The 17372-nt window shown below is 72.4% G+C and carries 15 protein-coding genes and 1 riboswitch; of the genes, 6 read left to right on the top strand and 9 right to left on the bottom strand.

Annotated features, from left to right (window positions below; genetic code table 11):
* Positions 1-329 precede the first annotated feature (329 nt).
* From thrB to argS, 5 genes are read right to left on the bottom strand one after another with little or no spacing between them, the layout of a single operon-like run.
* The gene (thrB, locus tag KOI47_RS08555) at positions 330-1226 is read right to left on the bottom strand and encodes a homoserine kinase (RefSeq protein ID WP_216215450.1); all 897 of its coding nucleotides are present in this window, start codon (positions 1224-1226) and stop codon (positions 330-332) included.
* Positions 1223-2290 (bottom strand): threonine synthase, encoded by a 1068-nt coding sequence (gene thrC / locus KOI47_RS08550; protein ID WP_216215449.1) that lies wholly within the window; start codon positions 2288-2290, stop codon positions 1223-1225. Before thrC ends, thrB begins: the two co-directional genes overlap by 4 nt.
* Positions 2287-3603, bottom strand: coding sequence for a homoserine dehydrogenase (locus KOI47_RS08545; RefSeq protein ID WP_216215448.1), 1317 nt, complete (start codon positions 3601-3603; stop codon positions 2287-2289). Before KOI47_RS08545 ends, thrC begins: the two co-directional genes overlap by 4 nt.
* Positions 3600-5039: a diaminopimelate decarboxylase gene (gene lysA / locus KOI47_RS08540; RefSeq protein WP_216215447.1), complete on the bottom strand. Its 1440-nt coding sequence runs from the start codon at positions 5037-5039 to the stop codon at positions 3600-3602. The genes KOI47_RS08545 and lysA overlap by 4 nt, the downstream gene beginning before the upstream one ends.
* Before the next feature lie 4 nt (positions 5040-5043).
* Entirely contained in the window at positions 5044-6699 is a 1656-nt protein-coding gene (gene argS, locus KOI47_RS08535) for an arginine--tRNA ligase (protein WP_216215446.1), read from the bottom strand.
* 133 nt (positions 6700-6832) lie between these two features.
* Between argS and KOI47_RS08530 the strand changes: the two genes are divergently transcribed.
* Positions 6833-7678, top strand: coding sequence for a DUF3105 domain-containing protein (locus tag KOI47_RS08530; protein ID WP_216215445.1), 846 nt, complete (start codon positions 6833-6835; stop codon positions 7676-7678).
* A gap of 3 nt (positions 7679-7681) precedes the next feature.
* A complete protein-coding gene (locus tag KOI47_RS08525) occupies positions 7682-8431 on the top strand; it encodes a DUF305 domain-containing protein (protein ID WP_216215444.1) in 750 nt (249 codons plus the stop codon).
* Positions 8432-8530: 99 nt separating this feature from the next.
* Here the strand turns inward: KOI47_RS08525 and cobC are convergent, their stop codons facing one another.
* The 4 genes from cobC to KOI47_RS08505 all read right to left on the bottom strand — a co-directional run bounded on the left by cobC (position 8531) and on the right by KOI47_RS08505 (position 13616).
* Positions 8531-9547: an Rv2231c family pyridoxal phosphate-dependent protein CobC gene (gene cobC, locus KOI47_RS08520; RefSeq protein WP_216215443.1), complete on the bottom strand. Its 1017-nt coding sequence runs from the start codon at positions 9545-9547 to the stop codon at positions 8531-8533.
* Positions 9537-10865 carry a cobyrinate a,c-diamide synthase gene (locus KOI47_RS08515; RefSeq protein WP_216217189.1) on the bottom strand — a complete coding sequence of 443 codons (1329 nt, stop codon included), beginning with the start codon at positions 10863-10865 and terminating at the stop codon, positions 9537-9539. The genes cobC and KOI47_RS08515 overlap by 11 nt, the downstream gene beginning before the upstream one ends.
* Before the next feature lie 130 nt (positions 10866-10995).
* Positions 10996-11610 carry a cob(I)yrinic acid a,c-diamide adenosyltransferase gene (gene cobO, locus KOI47_RS08510; RefSeq protein ID WP_216215442.1) on the bottom strand — a complete coding sequence of 205 codons (615 nt, stop codon included), beginning with the start codon at positions 11608-11610 and terminating at the stop codon, positions 10996-10998.
* Complete coding sequence (locus KOI47_RS08505; protein WP_216215441.1) at positions 11610-13616, bottom strand: putative cobaltochelatase; 2007 nt, start codon at positions 13614-13616, stop codon at positions 11610-11612. Before KOI47_RS08505 ends, cobO begins: the two co-directional genes overlap by 1 nt.
* Before the next feature lie 93 nt (positions 13617-13709).
* Positions 13710-13773: riboswitch (cobalamin riboswitch) on the bottom strand.
* A gap of 242 nt (positions 13774-14015) precedes the next feature.
* Between KOI47_RS08505 and cbiE the strand changes: the two genes are divergently transcribed.
* From cbiE to bluB, 4 genes are read left to right on the top strand one after another with little or no spacing between them, the layout of a single operon-like run.
* On the top strand, positions 14016-15206 hold the full coding sequence (cbiE, locus tag KOI47_RS08500; protein ID WP_232376627.1) for a precorrin-6y C5,15-methyltransferase (decarboxylating) subunit CbiE: 1191 nt from the start codon (positions 14016-14018) through the stop codon (positions 15204-15206).
* A complete protein-coding gene (gene cobM, locus KOI47_RS08495) occupies positions 15203-15964 on the top strand; it encodes a precorrin-4 C(11)-methyltransferase (protein ID WP_216215440.1) in 762 nt (253 codons plus the stop codon). The genes cbiE and cobM overlap by 4 nt, the downstream gene beginning before the upstream one ends.
* Positions 15965-15967: 3 nt before the next feature.
* Positions 15968-16696 (top strand): cobalt-precorrin-6A reductase, encoded by a 729-nt coding sequence (locus tag KOI47_RS08490; RefSeq protein WP_216215439.1) that lies wholly within the window; start codon positions 15968-15970, stop codon positions 16694-16696.
* A complete protein-coding gene (gene bluB / locus KOI47_RS08485) occupies positions 16693-17334 on the top strand; it encodes a 5,6-dimethylbenzimidazole synthase (RefSeq protein WP_216215438.1) in 642 nt (213 codons plus the stop codon). Before KOI47_RS08490 ends, bluB begins: the two co-directional genes overlap by 4 nt.
* The last annotated feature ends 38 nt before the right edge of the window (positions 17335-17372 follow it).

Here is a 17372-nt window from a genome sequence, read left to right as displayed (position 1 = left end):
CCGCCCGCGTCCGAATTGCGAAACGGCCTTTTGTTCCCGGTGCGGGCGAGCCCAGGCTGAGACGTGCCAGTCACAGCGGCGAAGCCGCCAGCACGGGAGGTACGGGCTCCAGGCGGAACCCGTGAAATCGGTCACCGCAGAGACCGAGACCCGCCTACGTCAGCACCGGCCCCGTGCCAAGGGACTACCGGCTGGACGGAAGATGCGATCCGGGAGTTGTTCCCGGCATCGGCATCGGGTGCGGAATGCGCACGGTGAACGAACGCCCCCGAGGGTAGACGGCCCTGCGACGTGGTGCAACAACCACCCCCCAGTTGGCGCCGCGCGTGTCATGCGGCGACAACCCGCACTCCGACCAGGTCGACCGCTAACTCGGTCAGCACGAAACTGCTAACGTCCACGGTAGGGGGAATTATTCCGTCGGCGGTGAGGGCCAGCACCGAGGGCCCCGCGCCGGACACCGTGGCGGCGATACCGTGCTCACGCAGCGTGTCGATCAGCCGGGCGGTAGTGGGATAGGCGGGGGCCCGGTAGCCCTGGTGCAACCGGTCCTCGGTGGCGGGCAGCAGCAGCTCGGGCGCCGCGGTCATGGCATGCACCAGCAACGCGGCCCTGCCCGCGGTGAACGCGGCGTCGGCATGCGGGACCTCGGCGGGCAGCAGCCCGCGTGTCTCGTCGGTGGCGGAACGCTGCGCGGGCACAGCCAGCACCGGCCGCACCCCCGGATGCGGATCCAGCCGCCGGGCGCGGAACCGCTCCCCCTCGCACCAGGCGAGCACCAGCCCGCCGAGCAGGCTGGCCGCCGCGTTGTCGGCATGTCCCTCGAACTCGGCCGCGAGCTTCAGCACCGTGTCCTGCTCCCCGCCGGGTTCCTTGCCCGCCAGCGCGAACCCGGCGGCGATCCCGGCGACCACGGCCGCCGCGGAGGAACCGAGGCCGCGGGCATGCGGGATGGCGTTGTGGCAGCGTAGCCGCAGGCCGGGGACCTCGACGCCGAGCAGCGCGCAGGTCCGGCGCAGGGCGCGCACCACGAGATGCCGCTCGTCGGTCGGCACCGCGGCCACATCGCCCGCGCCGGCGTCGGCGACCTCCACCTCGAGGCCGGACCCGGTTGCCTGCACCTCGACCACGTCATGCAGGCCGAGCGCAAGGCCGAAGGTGTCGAAACCCGGCCCGAGGTTGGCGCTGGAGGCCGGGACGGTGATCCGGAACCCAGGATCGCTCATGAGAGCTCCAGCGCGGCCGCCACGGCGCGCGGGTCCACCGCCAGCGGTTCCACCTCCACATTGCCCTCCAGCGCGGTGCCGGGGTCCTTGAGGCCGTGCCCGGTCACCGTGCAGACCACGGTGGATCCGGTCGGCAGCCTGCCATCGGCCGCGGTGGCCAGCAGGCCGGCCACACTGGTCGCGGAGGCGGGCTCCACGAACACCCCCTCGCGGGCGGCCAGCAGCCGGTAGGCCGCGAGAATGTCCTCGTCGGTCACCGCCGCGAACAGGCCGCCGCTGGCGTTGCGTGCCCGTACCGCGGGCTCCCAGGACGCCGGGCTGCCAACCCGGATCGCGGTGGCCACGGTCTCCGGGGTGGACACCGGCTCGCCGTGCACCAGCGGAGCCGCGCCCGCCGCCTGGAAACCGAACATCCGCGGGGTGGTCTCGACCATGCCGTCCGCGGCGTACTCGGCGTAGCCCGCCCAGTAGGCGGTGATGTTCCCTGCGTTGCCGACCGGAAGGCAGTGGATGTCCGGGGCCCGCCCGAGCACGTCACAGATTTCCCAGGCCGCCGTCTTCTGCCCGATCAGGCGCACCGGGTTCACCGAGTTGACCAGCGTCACCGGGTAGTCGGCCGCGGTCTTGCGGGCCAGCTCCAGGCAGTCGTCGAAGTTGCCGTCGACCTGCAGGATGCGCGCGCCGTGCAGCACCGCCTGCGCCATCTTCCCCAGCGCGATCTTGCCCTGCGGCACCAGTACCGCACTGGCCAGCCCGGCGCGCGCGGCATAGGCCGAAGCCGAGGCCGAGGTGTTGCCTGTGGACGCGCAGATCACCGCCTGCAGCCCGCTGGCCAGCGCGTGGGTGATCGCGACGGTCATCCCCCTGTCCTTGAACGAACCGGTGGGGTTGGCGCCCTCGACCTTCAGGTACACCTCGCACCCGGTGACCCCGGAAAGGTGGCCCGCGCGCAGCAGCGGCGTGTTGCCCTCGCCGAGGGTGACGACCTTCGCGCCGTCCGGGATCGGGACCCGCTCGGCGTAGGCCGCGATGATGCCCGGCCAGCCGGCCTTGCGGTCGGTCACGAGTCCTCGCCCTCCACCCGCATCACGCTGACCACCTCACGCACGACGTCCAGCCTGCTGATCTCGTCCACAGTAGACTGAAGCGCGAAGTCAGGTGCCGAGTGGGTCACGATGACCAGGCTCGCGGTGGAGAGCCGGTCCCGCTGCCGTACCGCGGCGATGCTGACGTCGTGCACGGCGAACACCTGCGCCACCTGGGCCAGCACCCCGGCGCGATCGGCGACGTCCAGGCTGATGTGGTACCGGGTCGGGGTCTGCCCCATCGGCCGGACCGGGAGCGCCGCATGCGCCGACTCGCGCGGGCCCCGCCCGGCGAGCACGCGGTTGCGGGCCACCGCGACCAGGTCGCCGAGCACGGCGCTGGCCGTCGGCGCGCCACCGGCGCCCTGGCCGTAGAACATCAGCTCGCCCGCCGCATCGGCCTCCACGTACACCGCGTTGAACGCCCCGCCGACCCCGGCGAGCTGGTGCGTGCGCGGGATCATCACCGGGTGTACCCGCGCGGAGACCGACTCGCTCCCGTCCTCGGCGGTGACCCGCTCGCAGATCGCCAGCAGCTTGACCGTGCGCCCGATCTTCTGCGCGGCGATGATGTCCGAGGCACTCACCCCGGCGATGCCCTCGCGGTGCACGTCGGCGACGGTGACCCTGCTGTGGAAGGCCAGCGAGGCGAGGATCGCGGCCTTGGACGCGGCGTCGTAGCCGTCCACATCCGCGGTCGGATCGGCCTCCGCGTAGCCGAGCCTGCTCGCCTCGTCCAGGGTCTCGGCATAGCCGGCGCCGGTGGAGTCCATTGCGGACAGGATGTAGTTGGTGGTGCCGTTGACGATCCCCATGACCCTGGTGATCCGGTCACCGGCGAGGGATTCCCGCAGCGGGCGCAGCAGCGGGATCGCCCCCGCGACGGCCGCCTCGAAGTACAGGTCCGCACCGGCGGAGTCGGCGGCCTCGGAAAGCTCGCCCGAGCATTCCGCCAGCAACGCCTTGTTCGCGGTGACCACGGACTTTCCCTTGTGCAGCGCGGAAAGCAGCCAGTCGCGCACCGGCTCGATCCCACCGATCAGCTCGACGACGACGTCCACATCGGACTCGATGAGCTTCGCGGGGTCGGCGGTGAGCAGCTGCGGCGGCAGCTCGGGGTGCTTGTCCGGCCTCCGTACCGCGATCCCGGCGAGCTCGATCGGAGCGCCGATCCGCGCGGCGAGTTCGTCGCCCTGCTCGGTGAGCAGGCGGACGACCTCCCCGCCGACCGTGCCGCAGCCGAGCAGGGCGACCCGGATGGGACGCGGTGCTTCGGTGCCGTGGGTGCTCACGAAACCTCCAGGCGCAGCAGATCCTCGTTGGTCTCCCGGCGCAGCAGCAGGCGGGCGCCACCGTTACGCACGGCGACCACCGCCGGCCGCGGCTGCCGGTTGTAGTTGCTGGCCATCGAGTAGCAGTACGCCCCGGTGGCCGCAACGGCGAGCAGGTCGCCGGGTGCCAGGGTGTCCGGAAGCCAGCAGTCGCGGACCACGATGTCGCCGGATTCACAGTGTTTTCCCACCACGCGGGACAGCACGGCGGAAGCCTGCTCCGGTTGCCCTTCGCCGGAGGAGCGGGAGACCACCCTGCAGTCGTAGGCCGCGTCGTACAGCGCGGTCCGCAGGTTGTCGCTCATCCCGCCGTCCACGCTGACGTACCGGCGGAACTGGTCGTCGCCGAGTGCGACGTCCTTGACGGTGCCGATCTCGTACAGCGTCACCGTGCCGGGTCCGGCGATGGCCCGCCCCGGCTCACCCGCGATCCTGGGCACCGGGAGCCCGGCGAACTCGCACTCCTTGCGCACGATCTCCCTGATCTGGGTGACCATCTGCGCGGGCGGTGGCGGGTTGTCCCGCTCGGTGTAGGCGATCCCGAACCCACCGCCGAGGTCCACAAGGGACAGCTGTTCGACCAGCTCGTTGCCGTGTTCCTTGCCGAGCTCGGCGATCAGCCCGATCACCCTGCGGGCGGCCACCTCGAAGCCGTCCGGGTCGAAGATCTGCGAGCCGATGTGGCTGTGTAGCCCGATCAGCCGCAGCGATGGCGCGTTCAGCACCCTGCGCACGGCCTCGGCCGCGTCCCCCGCGGCCAGCGAGAAGCCGAACTTCTGGTCCTCGTGCGCGGTGGCGATGAACTCGTGGGTGTGCGCCTCCACCCCCACGGTCACCCTGATCAGCACCGGTTGCACAATGCCGTGCCGCGCGGCGACATCGGCCAGCCTCGCGATCTCGAAGAAGGAGTCGAGCACCACCGTGCCCACCCCGCTCTCGATCGCCGTCTCCAGCTCCGCGACGGACTTGTTGTTGCCGTGGAAGGTGATCCGCTCCGCCGGGAACTCGGCCCGCTGGGCGATCGCCAGCTCTCCGCCGCTGCACACATCCAGGCTCAGACCCTGGCCCTTGATCCACTTCGCCACTTCGGTGGAGAGGAAGGCCTTGGCCGCGTAGTGCACCAGGCTCGGATCGTCGAAGGCCTCGGCGTACTCGGCACAACGCGACTTGAAGTCGGCCTCGTCCACCACGAAGAGCGGCGTCCCGTAGGTGGTCGCCAGCTCGCGGACGTCGACGCCCGCGATCCGCACCACCCCGTCCGGGGCGCGGAAGGCGTTACGGGGCCATACCTTGGGATACAGCCGGTCCAGCTCGTCCGCGGAGGACGGCGGGAAACCGGCCCGGTCGGCGTGCGGGAACACCTCGGCATGCCGAGGCCCCGCGGGGTGAGCGCACATCTGGTTACATCCGTTCCGGGGCCGAGACGCCGAGCAGCGCGAGGCCGTTGGCCAGCACCTGCCTCGCGGCTTCGCACAGCGTGAGCCGGGCGTAGGTCAGCGGGGTTGCCTCCTCGTCGCCCTGTGGCAGGACGCGCGCCACGTCGTAGAACTTGTGGTATGCCGACGCGAGCGCTTCGAGGTAGCGGGCGACCCGGTGCGGTTCACGCAGCTCGGCCGCCCTGCGCAGCACGGTGGGGAACTCCCCGATCGTGCGGATGAGGTCACCCTCCCGCGGGTGGGTGAGCAGGCTGACGTCCGCGTCCGCGGCGGATGACAGCCCGAGTTCGGCGGCGTTGCGCTGCAGTGAGGCAAGCCGGGCATGCGCGTACTGCACGTAGAACACCGGGTTCTCGTTGGTGTGCTTGCGCAGCAGGTCGAGGTCGACGTCCAGGGTGGAGTCCACCGAGTAGCGGGTCAGCTCGTAGCGCGCGGCGTCCACCCCGACGGCCTCGACCAGGTCCTCGATGGTGATCACGGTGCCGGCGCGTTTGCTCATCCGCACCGGCTTGCCGTCGCTGACCAGGTTCACCATCTGCCCGATCAGGACCTCGACCACGTCCGGGTCGTCCCCGATCGCGGCCGCGGCGGCCTTCAGCCGGGCGATGTAGCCGTGGTGGTCCGCGCCCAGCATGTAGATGCACAGGTCGAAACCGCGGTCGCGCTTGTTCCGCAGGTAGGCGATATCACCGGCGATATAGGCCGGAACCCCGTCGGTCTTGATGACCACCCGGTCCTTGTCGTCCCCGTGCTCGGTGCTGCGCAGCCACCAGGCGCCGTCGGCGAGGTAGAGGCTGCCGGACTCCTTGAGCTGCTCGACCTCCCGCTCCACCGCCCCGGAGGCGTGCAGCGAGTCCTCCTGGAAGAACACGTCGAAGTCGGTGCCGAACTCGTGCAGGCTCTTCTTGATCTCGTCGAACATCTGCTCGATGCCGAGGCGGCGGAACACCTCGTGCCGCTCGTCCTCGGGCAGCGAGAGCGCGCTCGGCTCCGCGCGGATGACTTCGGCGGCGATATCGCTGATGTAGGTGCCCGCATAGCCGTCCTCCGGCGCGGGCTCGCCCTTGGCGGCGGCGATCAGTGAGTCGACGAACCGGTCGATCTGCGCTCCGGCGTCGTTGAAGTAATACTCCCTGGTCACCTCGGCCCCCTGGGCGGCAAGGACACGCCCGAGGGCGTCGCCGACCGCGGCCCAGCGGGTCCCGCCGAGGTGCACCGGCCCGGTCGGGTTCGCCGAGACGAACTCCAGGTTGACCTTCCGGCCGGCCAGCGCGTCCCCGGTGCCGTAACGCCGGCCCGCGGCGAGCACCTGGCGCACGAGCTCGCCCTGGGCGTCGGCGGCCAGCCGCAGGTTCAGGAAGCCGGGACCCGCGACCTCGGCGCCCGCCACGCCCTCGGCACCGGCGAGCTCCGCCGCCAGCGCCTCGGCGAGCTCGCGCGGGGCGAGTCCTACTTTCTTCGCTACCTGCAACGCCAGGTTGGTCGCGTAGTCTCCGTGCTCGGGATTGCGCGGACGTTCGATCGTCACGGTTTCCGGCAGCACGGTGTGGTCGAGACCACGTGCGGCCAGTACCGTCACGGCGGATGTCCGGACCAGGTCAGCGAGGGCGGCGGGAGTCACTCCGGGATTCTATGTTCCGGGGTCAGGGCGCCGACCGCCCGGGCGTGCCTGGTCATCGATGACTGATTGACAGCGATCCGACACCCGGCCCTTAAACTGATACAAGGTCCCCACACGACGAAACGCGGGAGTCATGTCAAGCGGCAAGAAGAAGGGCAACGCGAAGAAGCAGCCCGTCAAGGCGGCCCGTGGTTCGGTGGTCGCGAAGAAGCACACCCCGTGGGGAACGATCATCGCGGTGATCGCGATCGTCCTGCTGGCGGGCAGCGTGTTCGCGTACTACTGGGTGGAGTCCGCGGACAAGCGGGCGCAGGCCGACCGGGAGGAGGCGGCGGAGGCCTTCACCCCCTCCGCGCAGAACCCGGACCCCTCCACCGAGATTCCCGGAATCAAGGTCGAGCAGTACGAGGGCAGCAGGCACATCCTGCCGACCGAGCGGGTGGCGTACGATCAGAGCCCGCCCTTCGGCGGTCCGCATGACGGCTTCTGGGCCGCCTGCACCGGGATCGTGTATCCGGAGGCGGTGCGCACCGAGAACATGGTGCACTCGCTGGAGCACGGCGCGGTGTGGATCGCCTACAACCCGGACCAGGTCACCGGCGAGGACCTGGACAAGCTCGAGCTGCGGGTCGAGGGCAAGCCGTACATGATGATGTCCCCCTATCCCGGGCTCGACCAGCCGATCTCCCTGCAGTCCTGGGGGCACCAGCTGAAGCTGGACAGCGTCGACGACGAGCGGATCGAGCAGTTCATCACCGCGCTGCGGCTGAACCAGAACACCTACCCGGAGATCGGCGCCTCCTGCGACGCGCTCGGGCCGGGGCAGTTCGACCCCGACAACCCGCCGCCGTTCAACCCCGAGCCGCCGGGCCCGGACGCCAAGCCGATGGACTACCAGGGCTCCGAGGGAGCGACCCCGGAGGACATGGGCGGCAGCCCCGGCCAGGGCCAGGCCCCGACCCAGCCTTCGGAGGGCTGATCCATGGCAGGCGAATCCACCGAGGCCCCGGAGCCCGCCGGGGCCGGGGGGCAGCGGGAGCAGGCCACCTGGCCGCGGGTGGTGATCTTCGGCGCGGCCGCGCTCGCCGTCCTGCTGGTGGGTGCGACGATCGGTCTGCTGATCGGCAGGTCGGCAGGCGAGGAACCGGCCGCGCAGCCCGCCGCGGGCTCGGTCGAGGTCGGCTTCGCGCAGGACATGTCGGTGCACCACATCCAGGCCGTGACGATGTCGAACTGGGTGCGCGACCACAGCACCGACGAGCGCATCCGGCAGCTCGCCTTCGACATCGGCAGCACCCAGCTGGAGCAGATCGGCAGGATGAAGGGCTGGCTGATGCTCTGGGGCCAGCCGGAGCAGCCCCTCGGCGAGCACATGACGTGGATGCCGCAGCACGGTGAGCACGGCGGGAACCACGGTGGTTCCGGCGGTGGCCATGACGCGGACCACGCGAGCACTATGGCGGGCAAACCGCCGATGCCGGGGATGGCCACCAATGACGAGCTGGCCAAGATGCGCTCGCTGTCCGGGGAGGAGCTGGACGTCTACTTCCTCCAGCTGATGCTGCGCCACCATGAGGGCGGCACCGAGATGGCCCAGTACACCCTGGACAACACCGACCTGCCCGCGGTGCGGGCGCTCACCCGCAGCATGCTGGAGTCGCAGGGTAACGAGATCGACCTGATGACCAACCTGCTGGCCGAACGCGACGCCGAACCCCTCCCCTTCCCCTGACCCGCTCCTTACTGCTGTGAGTGGCCCGTTCGCTGCATTTTTCGCAGGGAGCACAGCGGCGTGTCAGCGTCTCCACTTGGGCGGTGGTGGGAGGGCCACTCACAGCAGGCGGCTCAGCGTGGTGAGGAAGGCGCGGGTGGTGACCGGGTCGCGGACGGCGATACGTAGCCAGTCGGGGCCGAGGCCGGGGAAGGTGTCGCCCCGGCGGAGCGCGTAGCCCGCGCGGCGCAGCGCCAGCCGGACCCGCTCGCCGTCGGGCACCCGGATCAGCACGAACGGCGCCCGTGGCAGGTCGGCCACGGTGATCCCCAGCTCGGTCAGCCCGGCCACCAGCAGCTCCCGGTCCCGCTCCGCGGTGGCGGCGAGGGCCCCGGCCTCGGCGACGGCGGCCGGGCTGCTACAGGCCACCATCGCCACGGCCGCCAGGCTGGACACCGACCACGGCGGCTGCACGGCGCGCAGGCAGGCGACGACCTCCGGCTCGGCGAGCAGGTATCCGGCACGCAACCCGGCCAGGCCCCAGGTCTTGGTCAGGCTGCGTAGTACGACGACCCCGGGCAGCCGCTCGGTGGCCAGGGTTTCCGGTTCGCCCGGCACGGCGTCCAGGAAGGCCTCGTCCACCACCACGATCCGGCCGGGACGGCACAGTGCCCGCACCGCCCCTGCCGGGTGCAGCACCGAGGTCGGGTTGGTGGGGTTGCCGAGGAAGACGAGGTCGGCCTCCTCCGGCACGGCTCCGGGCACCAGCCGGAAGCCCTCGGCATGGGAGAGGTGCACCCGGTGCACCGGGTGACCAGCGGCGCGCAGGGCGGCCTCGGGCTCGGTGAACTGTGGATGCACCACGGCCGCGTGGCGGGGCCGCAACGCGGCGGCCAGCAGCGTGAACGCCTCGGCGGCCCCCGCCGTCGGCAGCACCTCCTCGGCGGCCCTGCCGTGCCGGGCCGCGATCGCCTTGGTCGCCTCCGCGGTGTCCGGGTAGGCGGCGAGCCCGGCGAGTCCGGCGGCCAGTTCCCGGCGCAGCCATTCCGGTGGGGCGGGCAGCCGGACGTTCACCGCGAGATCGACGAGCCCCTCGCCGAGGTCGCGGTCCCCGTGGTGCTGGAGATCAAAGTCCATCGTGGACCTTCGCGGCGAAACGTTGCGCGAGCCCTGGATAGCCGGCCCAGTGCACATGCAGGTAGGAGGCATGCAGGCTCGGCGATGCGAAGCCCTCCCGGCGTCCCTCCCAGTGCCACGCCGGATCCGGGCCACTGCCGGGATTCAGCTCGGTGCGGTGGAACTCGTGCCCGGTCACCCGCTGCCCCGCGGTAGCCACCAGGTTGTCCGCCTCCGCCGTGGCCCGGCGATATCCCAGTGCGCCGCGCTGGGTCATCCGCGCGGTGGCCTCCAGCGCGCCCACCATGGGCAGGCCGTCCAGCTCGCGGCACAGGTAGAGCAGTCCCGCGCACTCGGCGACCACCGGCATGCCCCGCCGCACGGCCGCGGCCACCTCCTGCCGCAGCGCCGCGTTCGCCGCCAGCTCGTCCGCGTGCACCTCGGGGAAGCCGCCGCCGAAGTACAGCCCGGCGCAGCCGTCCGGAAGGGCCTCGGCATGCAGCGGGTCCACGTCCACCACCTCGACCCCCGCGGCGGCCAGCAGCTCCACGGTTTCGGTGTAGCGGAAGGTGAAGGCCTGGCCCGCGGCCGCGGCCACCACCGCGCCCCGGCCGGCGCGGGTGACCTCGGCGGCCGGCTCCCAGGGTGTGCCGTGCAGCGGCGGCGCCGTCCTGGCCACCCGTTCCACCGCGGCCAGATCGACGCCCTCGGCGACCCAGGAGGCCAGCCGGGGCAGGAACCGCCGCGCCTCGTCCACCCGCTCGGCCACCGGGACCAGGCCGAGGTGCCTGCTCGGCGCGTGGATGTGCTCGGTGCGGCGCAGCGCCCCCAGCACCGGGATCCCGGTCGGGCTCAGCGCCTCCCGGATCTCGTCCTCGTGCCGTTGCGAGCCCAGTTTGTTCAGGATCACCCCGGCCAGCCGCACCCTCGGGTCGTAGTGCGCGAAGCCGTGCACCACCGCGGCCACGCTGCGGCTGGCCGCGCCCGCGTCCACCACCAGCACCACCGGGGCGTCCACCAGCCGCGCCAGGTGCGCTGTGGAGGCGTAGCCCTCGGTGCCGAGCGCGCCGTCGAACATGCCCATCACGCCCTCGATCACGGCGAGGTCGGCCGTGCGGGCGCCGTGCAGCAGCAGCGGGACCACCCGGTCCTCGCCCTGCAGGAACGGATCGAGGTTGCGCGCGGGTAGCCCGGTGGCCAGCGCGTGGTAGCTGGGATCGATGAAGTCCGGGCCGACCTTGTGCCCGGACACCGTGAGCCCGCGGGAACTCAGCGCCGCCATCAGCCCGGCGGCCACGGTGGTCTTGCCGTGCCCTGATGCCGGCGCGGCGATCACGATCCGCGGCACACCCCCGCTCACCGCGACCCCCACCCGAGGGCCGTGAACGTGGCTTTCACGACGTTCAACGTCTCAATAGTGCCGTTCGCGACGTCCAACGTCCGAAAAGCCACGTTCAGGGCATTTCCGGTCACCACTCGATACCTCGCTGGCCTTTTTGGCCGGTATCCATCGGGTGCTTGACCTTGGTCATCTCGGCGACCAGGTCGGCGGCCTCCAGCAGCTCGGCCGGGGCGTTGCGGCCGGTGATCACCACGTGCTGCCTGCCGGGACGCTCGCGCAGCGCGGTCACCACCTCGGCCACGTCCAGCCAGCCCCAGTGCAGCGGGTAGGTGAACTCGTCCAGCACGTAGAAGTCGTGTGCCTGCTCGGCCAGCCTGCGGCGGATCTCCGCCCAGCCCTCGCGGGCGTTCGCGGCGTGATCGTCCTCGGTGCCCTTCTTCCTGGACCAGCTCCAGCCCTCGCCCATCTTGTGCCACTCCACCGGTCCGCCCTGCCCGGTACTGGCATGCAGCTCGCCGAGGGCCTGCAGGGCGGCCTGCTCGCCGATCCGCCACTTCGCGGACTTCACGAACTGGAACACCCCGATGGACCAGCCCTGGTTCCACGCCCGCAGGGCCATCCCGAAGGCCGCGGTGGACTTGCCCTTCATCGCGCCGGTGTGCACGGCCAGCAGCGGCCGGTTGCGGCGTTGCCGGGTGGTGAGGCCGTCGTCCGGAACGACCTCCGGTTTTCCCTTCGGCATCAGGCGGCCCTCCTCGTCGCGCCGGTCCGGGCCCGCACCTCGCCTGCCAGCGAGTCGGCGGCCACCTCGCCGAGCGGGAGATGTTCCGCACCGAGCCGCGCGGCCAGCTCGGCGGCAAGGCCGAGGCGCATCCGGCCGGACTCGCAGTCCACCACCACGGTGCTCACGCCGCTGCCCGCGAGCAGCCCGGCGGCGGCATGCGCCCGGCCGACGGGGTCGGCACCGCTGGTCGCCCGCCCGTCGGTGACCAGCACCAGCAACGGCCTGCGCCGTGGGTCCCGGATGGACTCGACCCGCAGCACCTCGGCCGCCCGCAGCAGCCCCTCGGCCAGCGGGGTGCGGCCGCCGGTGGGCAGGGTCTCCAGCCGGGCCGCCGCCGCCTCCACGCTGATCGTCGGCGGCAGCGCCAGCTCACCGTCGCCACCGCGGAAGGTGACCAGCCCCACCTTGTCCCTGCGCTGGTAGGCGTCCAGCAGCAGGGAGAGTACGGCGGACTTCACCTCGCGCATCCGGGACTTGGCGCCCATCGAGCCGGAGGCATCCACGCAGAACAGCACGAGGTTGCCCTCCTTGCCCTCACGCACCGCGTAGCGCAGATCCCGGGGCCGCAGCGCGAGCCCGGGACCGGAACGGCCGCGGGCGCGCTGGTGCGGCGCGGCGGCGCGCACCGTGGCGAGCAGGTGTGGCCCGCCCTCGCGCACCCCCTGCGGATGCACCCCGACCGTGCGCCCGGCCTCGGTGATCGCCCGGGAACGACGTCCCTGCGCACCGGAGCCGGTGCCCTGGACGGTCAGCAGCCGGGCCCGGTACGGGCTGCCAGCGCCCACCGTGCGCTGGTCACCCTGGCCGCCATCGCCCTGGCTGTCGCCATCGGGCGCGCCGCCCGGATCCCCGGATGAGCCGCCCGCGTCGCCGGGTGGCTGTTCCGCGGGGGCTTCGCTGCCCGACCCGGGTCCTGGCCCGTCGTCCTCCGGCCCCGGGTCCGGGTCCTGCGGCGGCTGCGCGTCCTGCAACGCCTGGTCGAGTTGCTGCTCGTCGATCCCCGGCGCGTCGAACGGGTTGCGCCTGCGGCGGTGCGGCAGCGCCAGCCGGGCCGCCGCTCGGATGTCCTCAGTGGACACCTCGTCCCTTCCGCACCAGGCCGCGTGCGCGGCGGCGGTGCGCGCGGTGACGATATCCGCGCGCATCCCGTCCACCTGGAAGGAGGCGCACACCTCGGCGATCTGCAGCAGCGCCGCTTCGGTCAGCCGCACCGAGCCGAGCAGCCGTTGCGCCGCGGCGATGTCCGCGGCCAGCGCGGCATCGGACTCGGCGTAGCCCGCGGCGAAGGTGTCCGGATCGGATTCGTAGGCCAGCCTGCGCCGGATCACCTCCACCCGCTGCTCCGGCTCCCGGCTGGAGGTCACCTCGACGGTGAGGCCGAACCGGTCCAGCAGCTGCGGCCGCAGCTCGCCCTCCTCCGGGTTCATCGTGCCGATCAGCACGAACCGGGCGGCATGCGAGACCGAGACACCCTCCCGCTCGACCGTGGCGCGGCCCATCGCGGCCGCGTCCAGCAGGGTGTCCACCAGGTGGTCGTGCAGCAGGTTGACCTCGTCCACGTAGAGCAGGCCGCGGTGTGCGCCTGCCAGCAGCCCCGGCTGGTAGTCGGTGACCCCCTCGGACAGCGCACGCTCCAGGTTCAGCGAGCCGACCACCCGGTCCTCGGCCGCCCCTACCGGCAGTTCGACCAGCCGCGCGGGACGCCGGTGCGCGGCCTCGTCCTGCCGGTGCGGGCCGTCCGGGCAGCGCGGGTCGGGCGCGGCGGGATCGCAGGAGAACCGGCAGTTCTCCAGCACGTCCACGCTCGGCAGCAGCCCGGCAAGCGCGCGCACCATGGTCGACTTCGCGGTGCCCTTCTCCCCGCGCACCAGCACCCCGCCGATCGCGGGTGAGATAGCCGACAACACGAGCGCGAGGCGCAGATCCTGCATCCCGACGACAGCGGTGAACGGGTAGGACCGCACGTATCAACTCCTTTGCCACGGGTGGGTGTCCACGCCCACCTCGGACCGGTCCGCACCGGGTGTGCCCAGCACGAAACGGCCGCCCGAAGCTCTGGCTCCCGGCCCACGGTGGGACCGGTCACAGTGGCGGGACCGCCCCGGAGTCGCACCGGGTTCCTCGGCGACCGTCGGCGGAATCATCGCATACGGTTCGGTCAGCACAGCCCCTCACGGACGCCACCGCGGCAGTACGGTGCCCCATCGAGCGCGCCCCGGCCGAAGGCCCGCGATCGTGGCGGCGGGGCTCCGACCAGCGGAAAGGCACGGTGCGTGAGCAAGTCAAGCCCCGGCGACGCGATCGCGTCGCGCGCAGAGCCGCGGAGAAACCGGCACCCGGCCGAGGAAGTCGAGAAAGTCACAGTGGTCGGGATCGGGGCCGATGGCTGGCAAGGGCTACCCGAGACGTCCAGGGCCGCGGTCGAGGCGGCTGAGGTGCTGCTCGGCGGTTCCCGGCAGCTCGACCTGGTCCCGGACACCGGGGCCGAGAAGGTGCGCTGGCCCAGCCCGCTGCTGCCGAACCTGGAGCCCACCCTTGCCGCGCATCATGGCCGCCGGATCTGCGTACTCGCCAGCGGGGATCCGATGCTGTCCGGGATCGGCAGCACCCTGGCCCGCAGGCTCGGCGCGGACCGGCTGCGCATCCTGCCCGGGGTGTCCTCGGTGGCGCTGGCCAGGGCCAGGCTCGGCTGGTCGGCGGAGGAAACCGAGGTGGTCAGCGTGGTGGGCCGCGCGGTGCACCGGCTGGCCAGGGTGCTGGCCCCTGGCGGGCGGGTACTGGTGCTCAGCGCGGACGCTGACACCCCGGCCGAGGTGGCCGGGCTGCTCACCGAGCGTGGCTACGGACCGAGCTCGCTCACCGTGCTGGAGGAGCTCGGCGGACCGGCCGAACGCGCCGTCACCGGCACGGCGGAGACCTGGGACCGGCCACGGGGTGCTGCGCTGAACCTGGTCGCGGTGGAATGCGCGGCCCGGCAGGGCACGCCGTTGCTGGGCATGCTGGCCGGGCTGCCGGACGAGGCCTTCGAGCACGACGGCCAGCTCACCAAGCGGGACCTGCGGGCGAGCAGCCTGGCCCGGCTTGCCCCGCGGCCAGGGGAGCTGCTGTGGGACGTTGGCGCGGGTGCGGGCAGCATCGCGATCGAATGGTGCCGGGCGCATCCGGCGAACCGGGCGATCGCGGTGGAGCGCGACCCCGCACGGGCCGAGCGGATCGGCCGCAACAGCCGCGCACTCGGCGTGCCGGATATCGAGGTGGTCACCGGCGCCGCACCGGAGGCGCTGACCGGGCTGGCCCCGCCGGACGCGGTGTTCCTCGGCGGCGGAGTGAGCACGCCCGGCCTGCTGGAGACCTGCTGGGCGGCGCTGCGGCCGGGTGGGCGGCTGGTCGCCAACGGGGTGACCCTGCAGGCCGAGCAGGCGCTGGCGGCCGGGTACACCGAGCGGGGCGGGGAGCTGGTCCGGATCTCGATCGAGCAGGCGGCGCCACTGGGTGGCCTCAGCGGCTGGACCCCGGCGCGCGCCGTGACCCAGTGGAGCGTGCGCAAACCATGACCGTCCACTTCATCGGCGCCGGTCCGGGCGCCGCCGACCTGATCACCGTGCGCGGGCGGGACCTGCTGGCCCGCTGCCAGGTCTGTCTCTACCCTGGCAGCCTGACCCCCACCGACCTGCTCGCGCACTGCCCGGAGGGGGCGCGGCTGGTGGACACCGCCCAGCTCACCCTGGACCAGATCCTGGCCGAGCTGACCGGCGCGCATGCCCGTGGCGCGGATGTGGCCAGGCTGTGCTCCGGGGACCCTTCCGTGTACAGCGCGGTGGCCGAGCAGATGCGCCGCCTGGACGCGGCGGGGGTGCCCTACGAGGTGACCCCGGGGGTGCCCGCGTTCGCGGCGGCCGCCGCCGTGCTCAAGCGGGAGCTGACCGTGCCGACCGTGGCCCAGAGCCTGATCCTGACCAGGGCGCAGGCGCGCTCCACCGCGATGCCGGATGGTGAGGACCTGGCCACCTTCGCCGCCAGCGGGACCACCCTCGCCGTGCACCTGGCGATCAACCGGATCGAGCAGGTGGTCGAGCAGCTGCTGCCGCACTACGGGCCGGACTGCCCGGTGGCCGTGGTGGCGCAGGCCAGCCAGCCTGCCGAGCGAGTGCTGCGCGGCAGGCTCGATGAGATCGCGGTGCAGGTGCGGACCGCCGGGATCACCCGCGCCGCCACGGTCTTCGTCGGGCCCGTGCTCGCGGCGGAGAACTTCCCGGACAGCTTCCTGTACTCGGCGGGCAGGGAACGCCGCGACCAGCCGGGGCCGGTCTAGGCCATGCGGCGGGTACTGATTCTCGGCGGTACCGCCGAGGCGCGGGAGCTGGCGGCCGCGCTTCTCGAGCGCGGGGTGGCGGTGACATCCTCGCTGGCCGGACGGGTGGCACGGCCACGGTTGCCTGCAGGCGAGGTGCGGGTCGGCGGGTTCGGTGGTCCGGAGGGCCTTGCGGCGTGGCTGACCGAGCACGCGGTGGACGCGGTGGTGGACGCCACACATCCGTTCGCCGAGCGGATCAGCGCCTCGGCGCTGGCAGGCACCCGCGCGGCCGGGGTTCCGCTGCTGCGCCTGGAACGGCCGGGGTGGCCGGAGTCCCCTGGTGCGGACTGGCACTGGGTGGACTCGCTGGCGGCCGCGGCCACCGCGCTGCCCCGGCTGGGCGGCAGGGTGTTCCTCACCACCGGCAGGCAGGGCCTCGCCGCCTTCGCGGACCGCGCCGACCTGTGGTTCCTGGTGCGCTGCGTGGATCCGCCGCAGCCCCCGCTGCCGCCCGCCTGCGAGGTGCTGCTCGACCGCGGCCCCTACACGGTGGCCGGGGAGACCGCGCTGATGCGCGAGCACCGGATCGAGGTACTGGTCACCAAAGACAGCGGTGGGTCGCTGACCTCGGCGAAACTCACCGCCGCGGCGGATCTCGGCCTCCCGGTCGTGATCGTCCGCAGGCCCGCGCGGCAGGAGGTACGGATCGTGCGGGAGGTCGCAGCGGCACTGGAGTGGGTACTGGGATGACGAGACCGCAGGAACTGGACGCCTTCTACGAGGTGGTGCGGCGGCGCAGGGACGTGCGCGCCGAGTTCACCGGGGAGCCGATCGCGGAGGAGGTGCTGGAACGGGTGCTGGAGGCGGCCCACTCAGCACCCAGCGTCGGGCTCACCCAGCCGTGGGATTTCGTGCTGGTCACCGACGCGGGCACCCGGCAGACCTTCGCCGAGCACGTGCGGTCCGAGCGGGAGGTGTTCGCGGACTCGCTGACCGGTGAACGGGCCGAACGGTTCTCCCGGATCAAGATCGAGGGCATCCGCGAGTCCAGCATGGGGGTCGTGGTCACCTACGACCCGTCGCGCGGCTCGCCGGACGTGCTGGGCAGGCACGCGATCGCCGATGCCGGGCTGTACTCGGTCTGCCTTGCCATCCAGAACCTGTGGCTTGCGGCCACCGCCGAGGGCCTCGGCCTCGGCTGGGTCAGCTTCTACCGGGAGCCCTTCCTTGCCGAGCTGCTCGGCATCCCGGACGGGGTGCGGCCGGTGGCCTGGTTGTGCCTTGGCCCGGTGACCGAGCTGGCCGCCGTTCCCGACCTGGAGCGGCACGACTGGCGGCGCAGGCGACCGCTGCGGGCGGCTGTCCACAGGGAAAGGTTTACCCGGTAACCGGCTGGGCCGGGAGCCCGGCACGAGTGCGCCGCGGC

This window comes from Amycolatopsis aidingensis (assembly GCF_018885265.1).
In the GTDB taxonomy this organism is placed as follows: Bacteria; Actinomycetota; Actinomycetes; order Mycobacteriales; family Pseudonocardiaceae; genus Amycolatopsis; species Amycolatopsis aidingensis.
The sequence above is the reverse complement of the archived record's forward strand: the minus strand, read 5'-3'. Positions and strand labels throughout refer to the sequence as shown.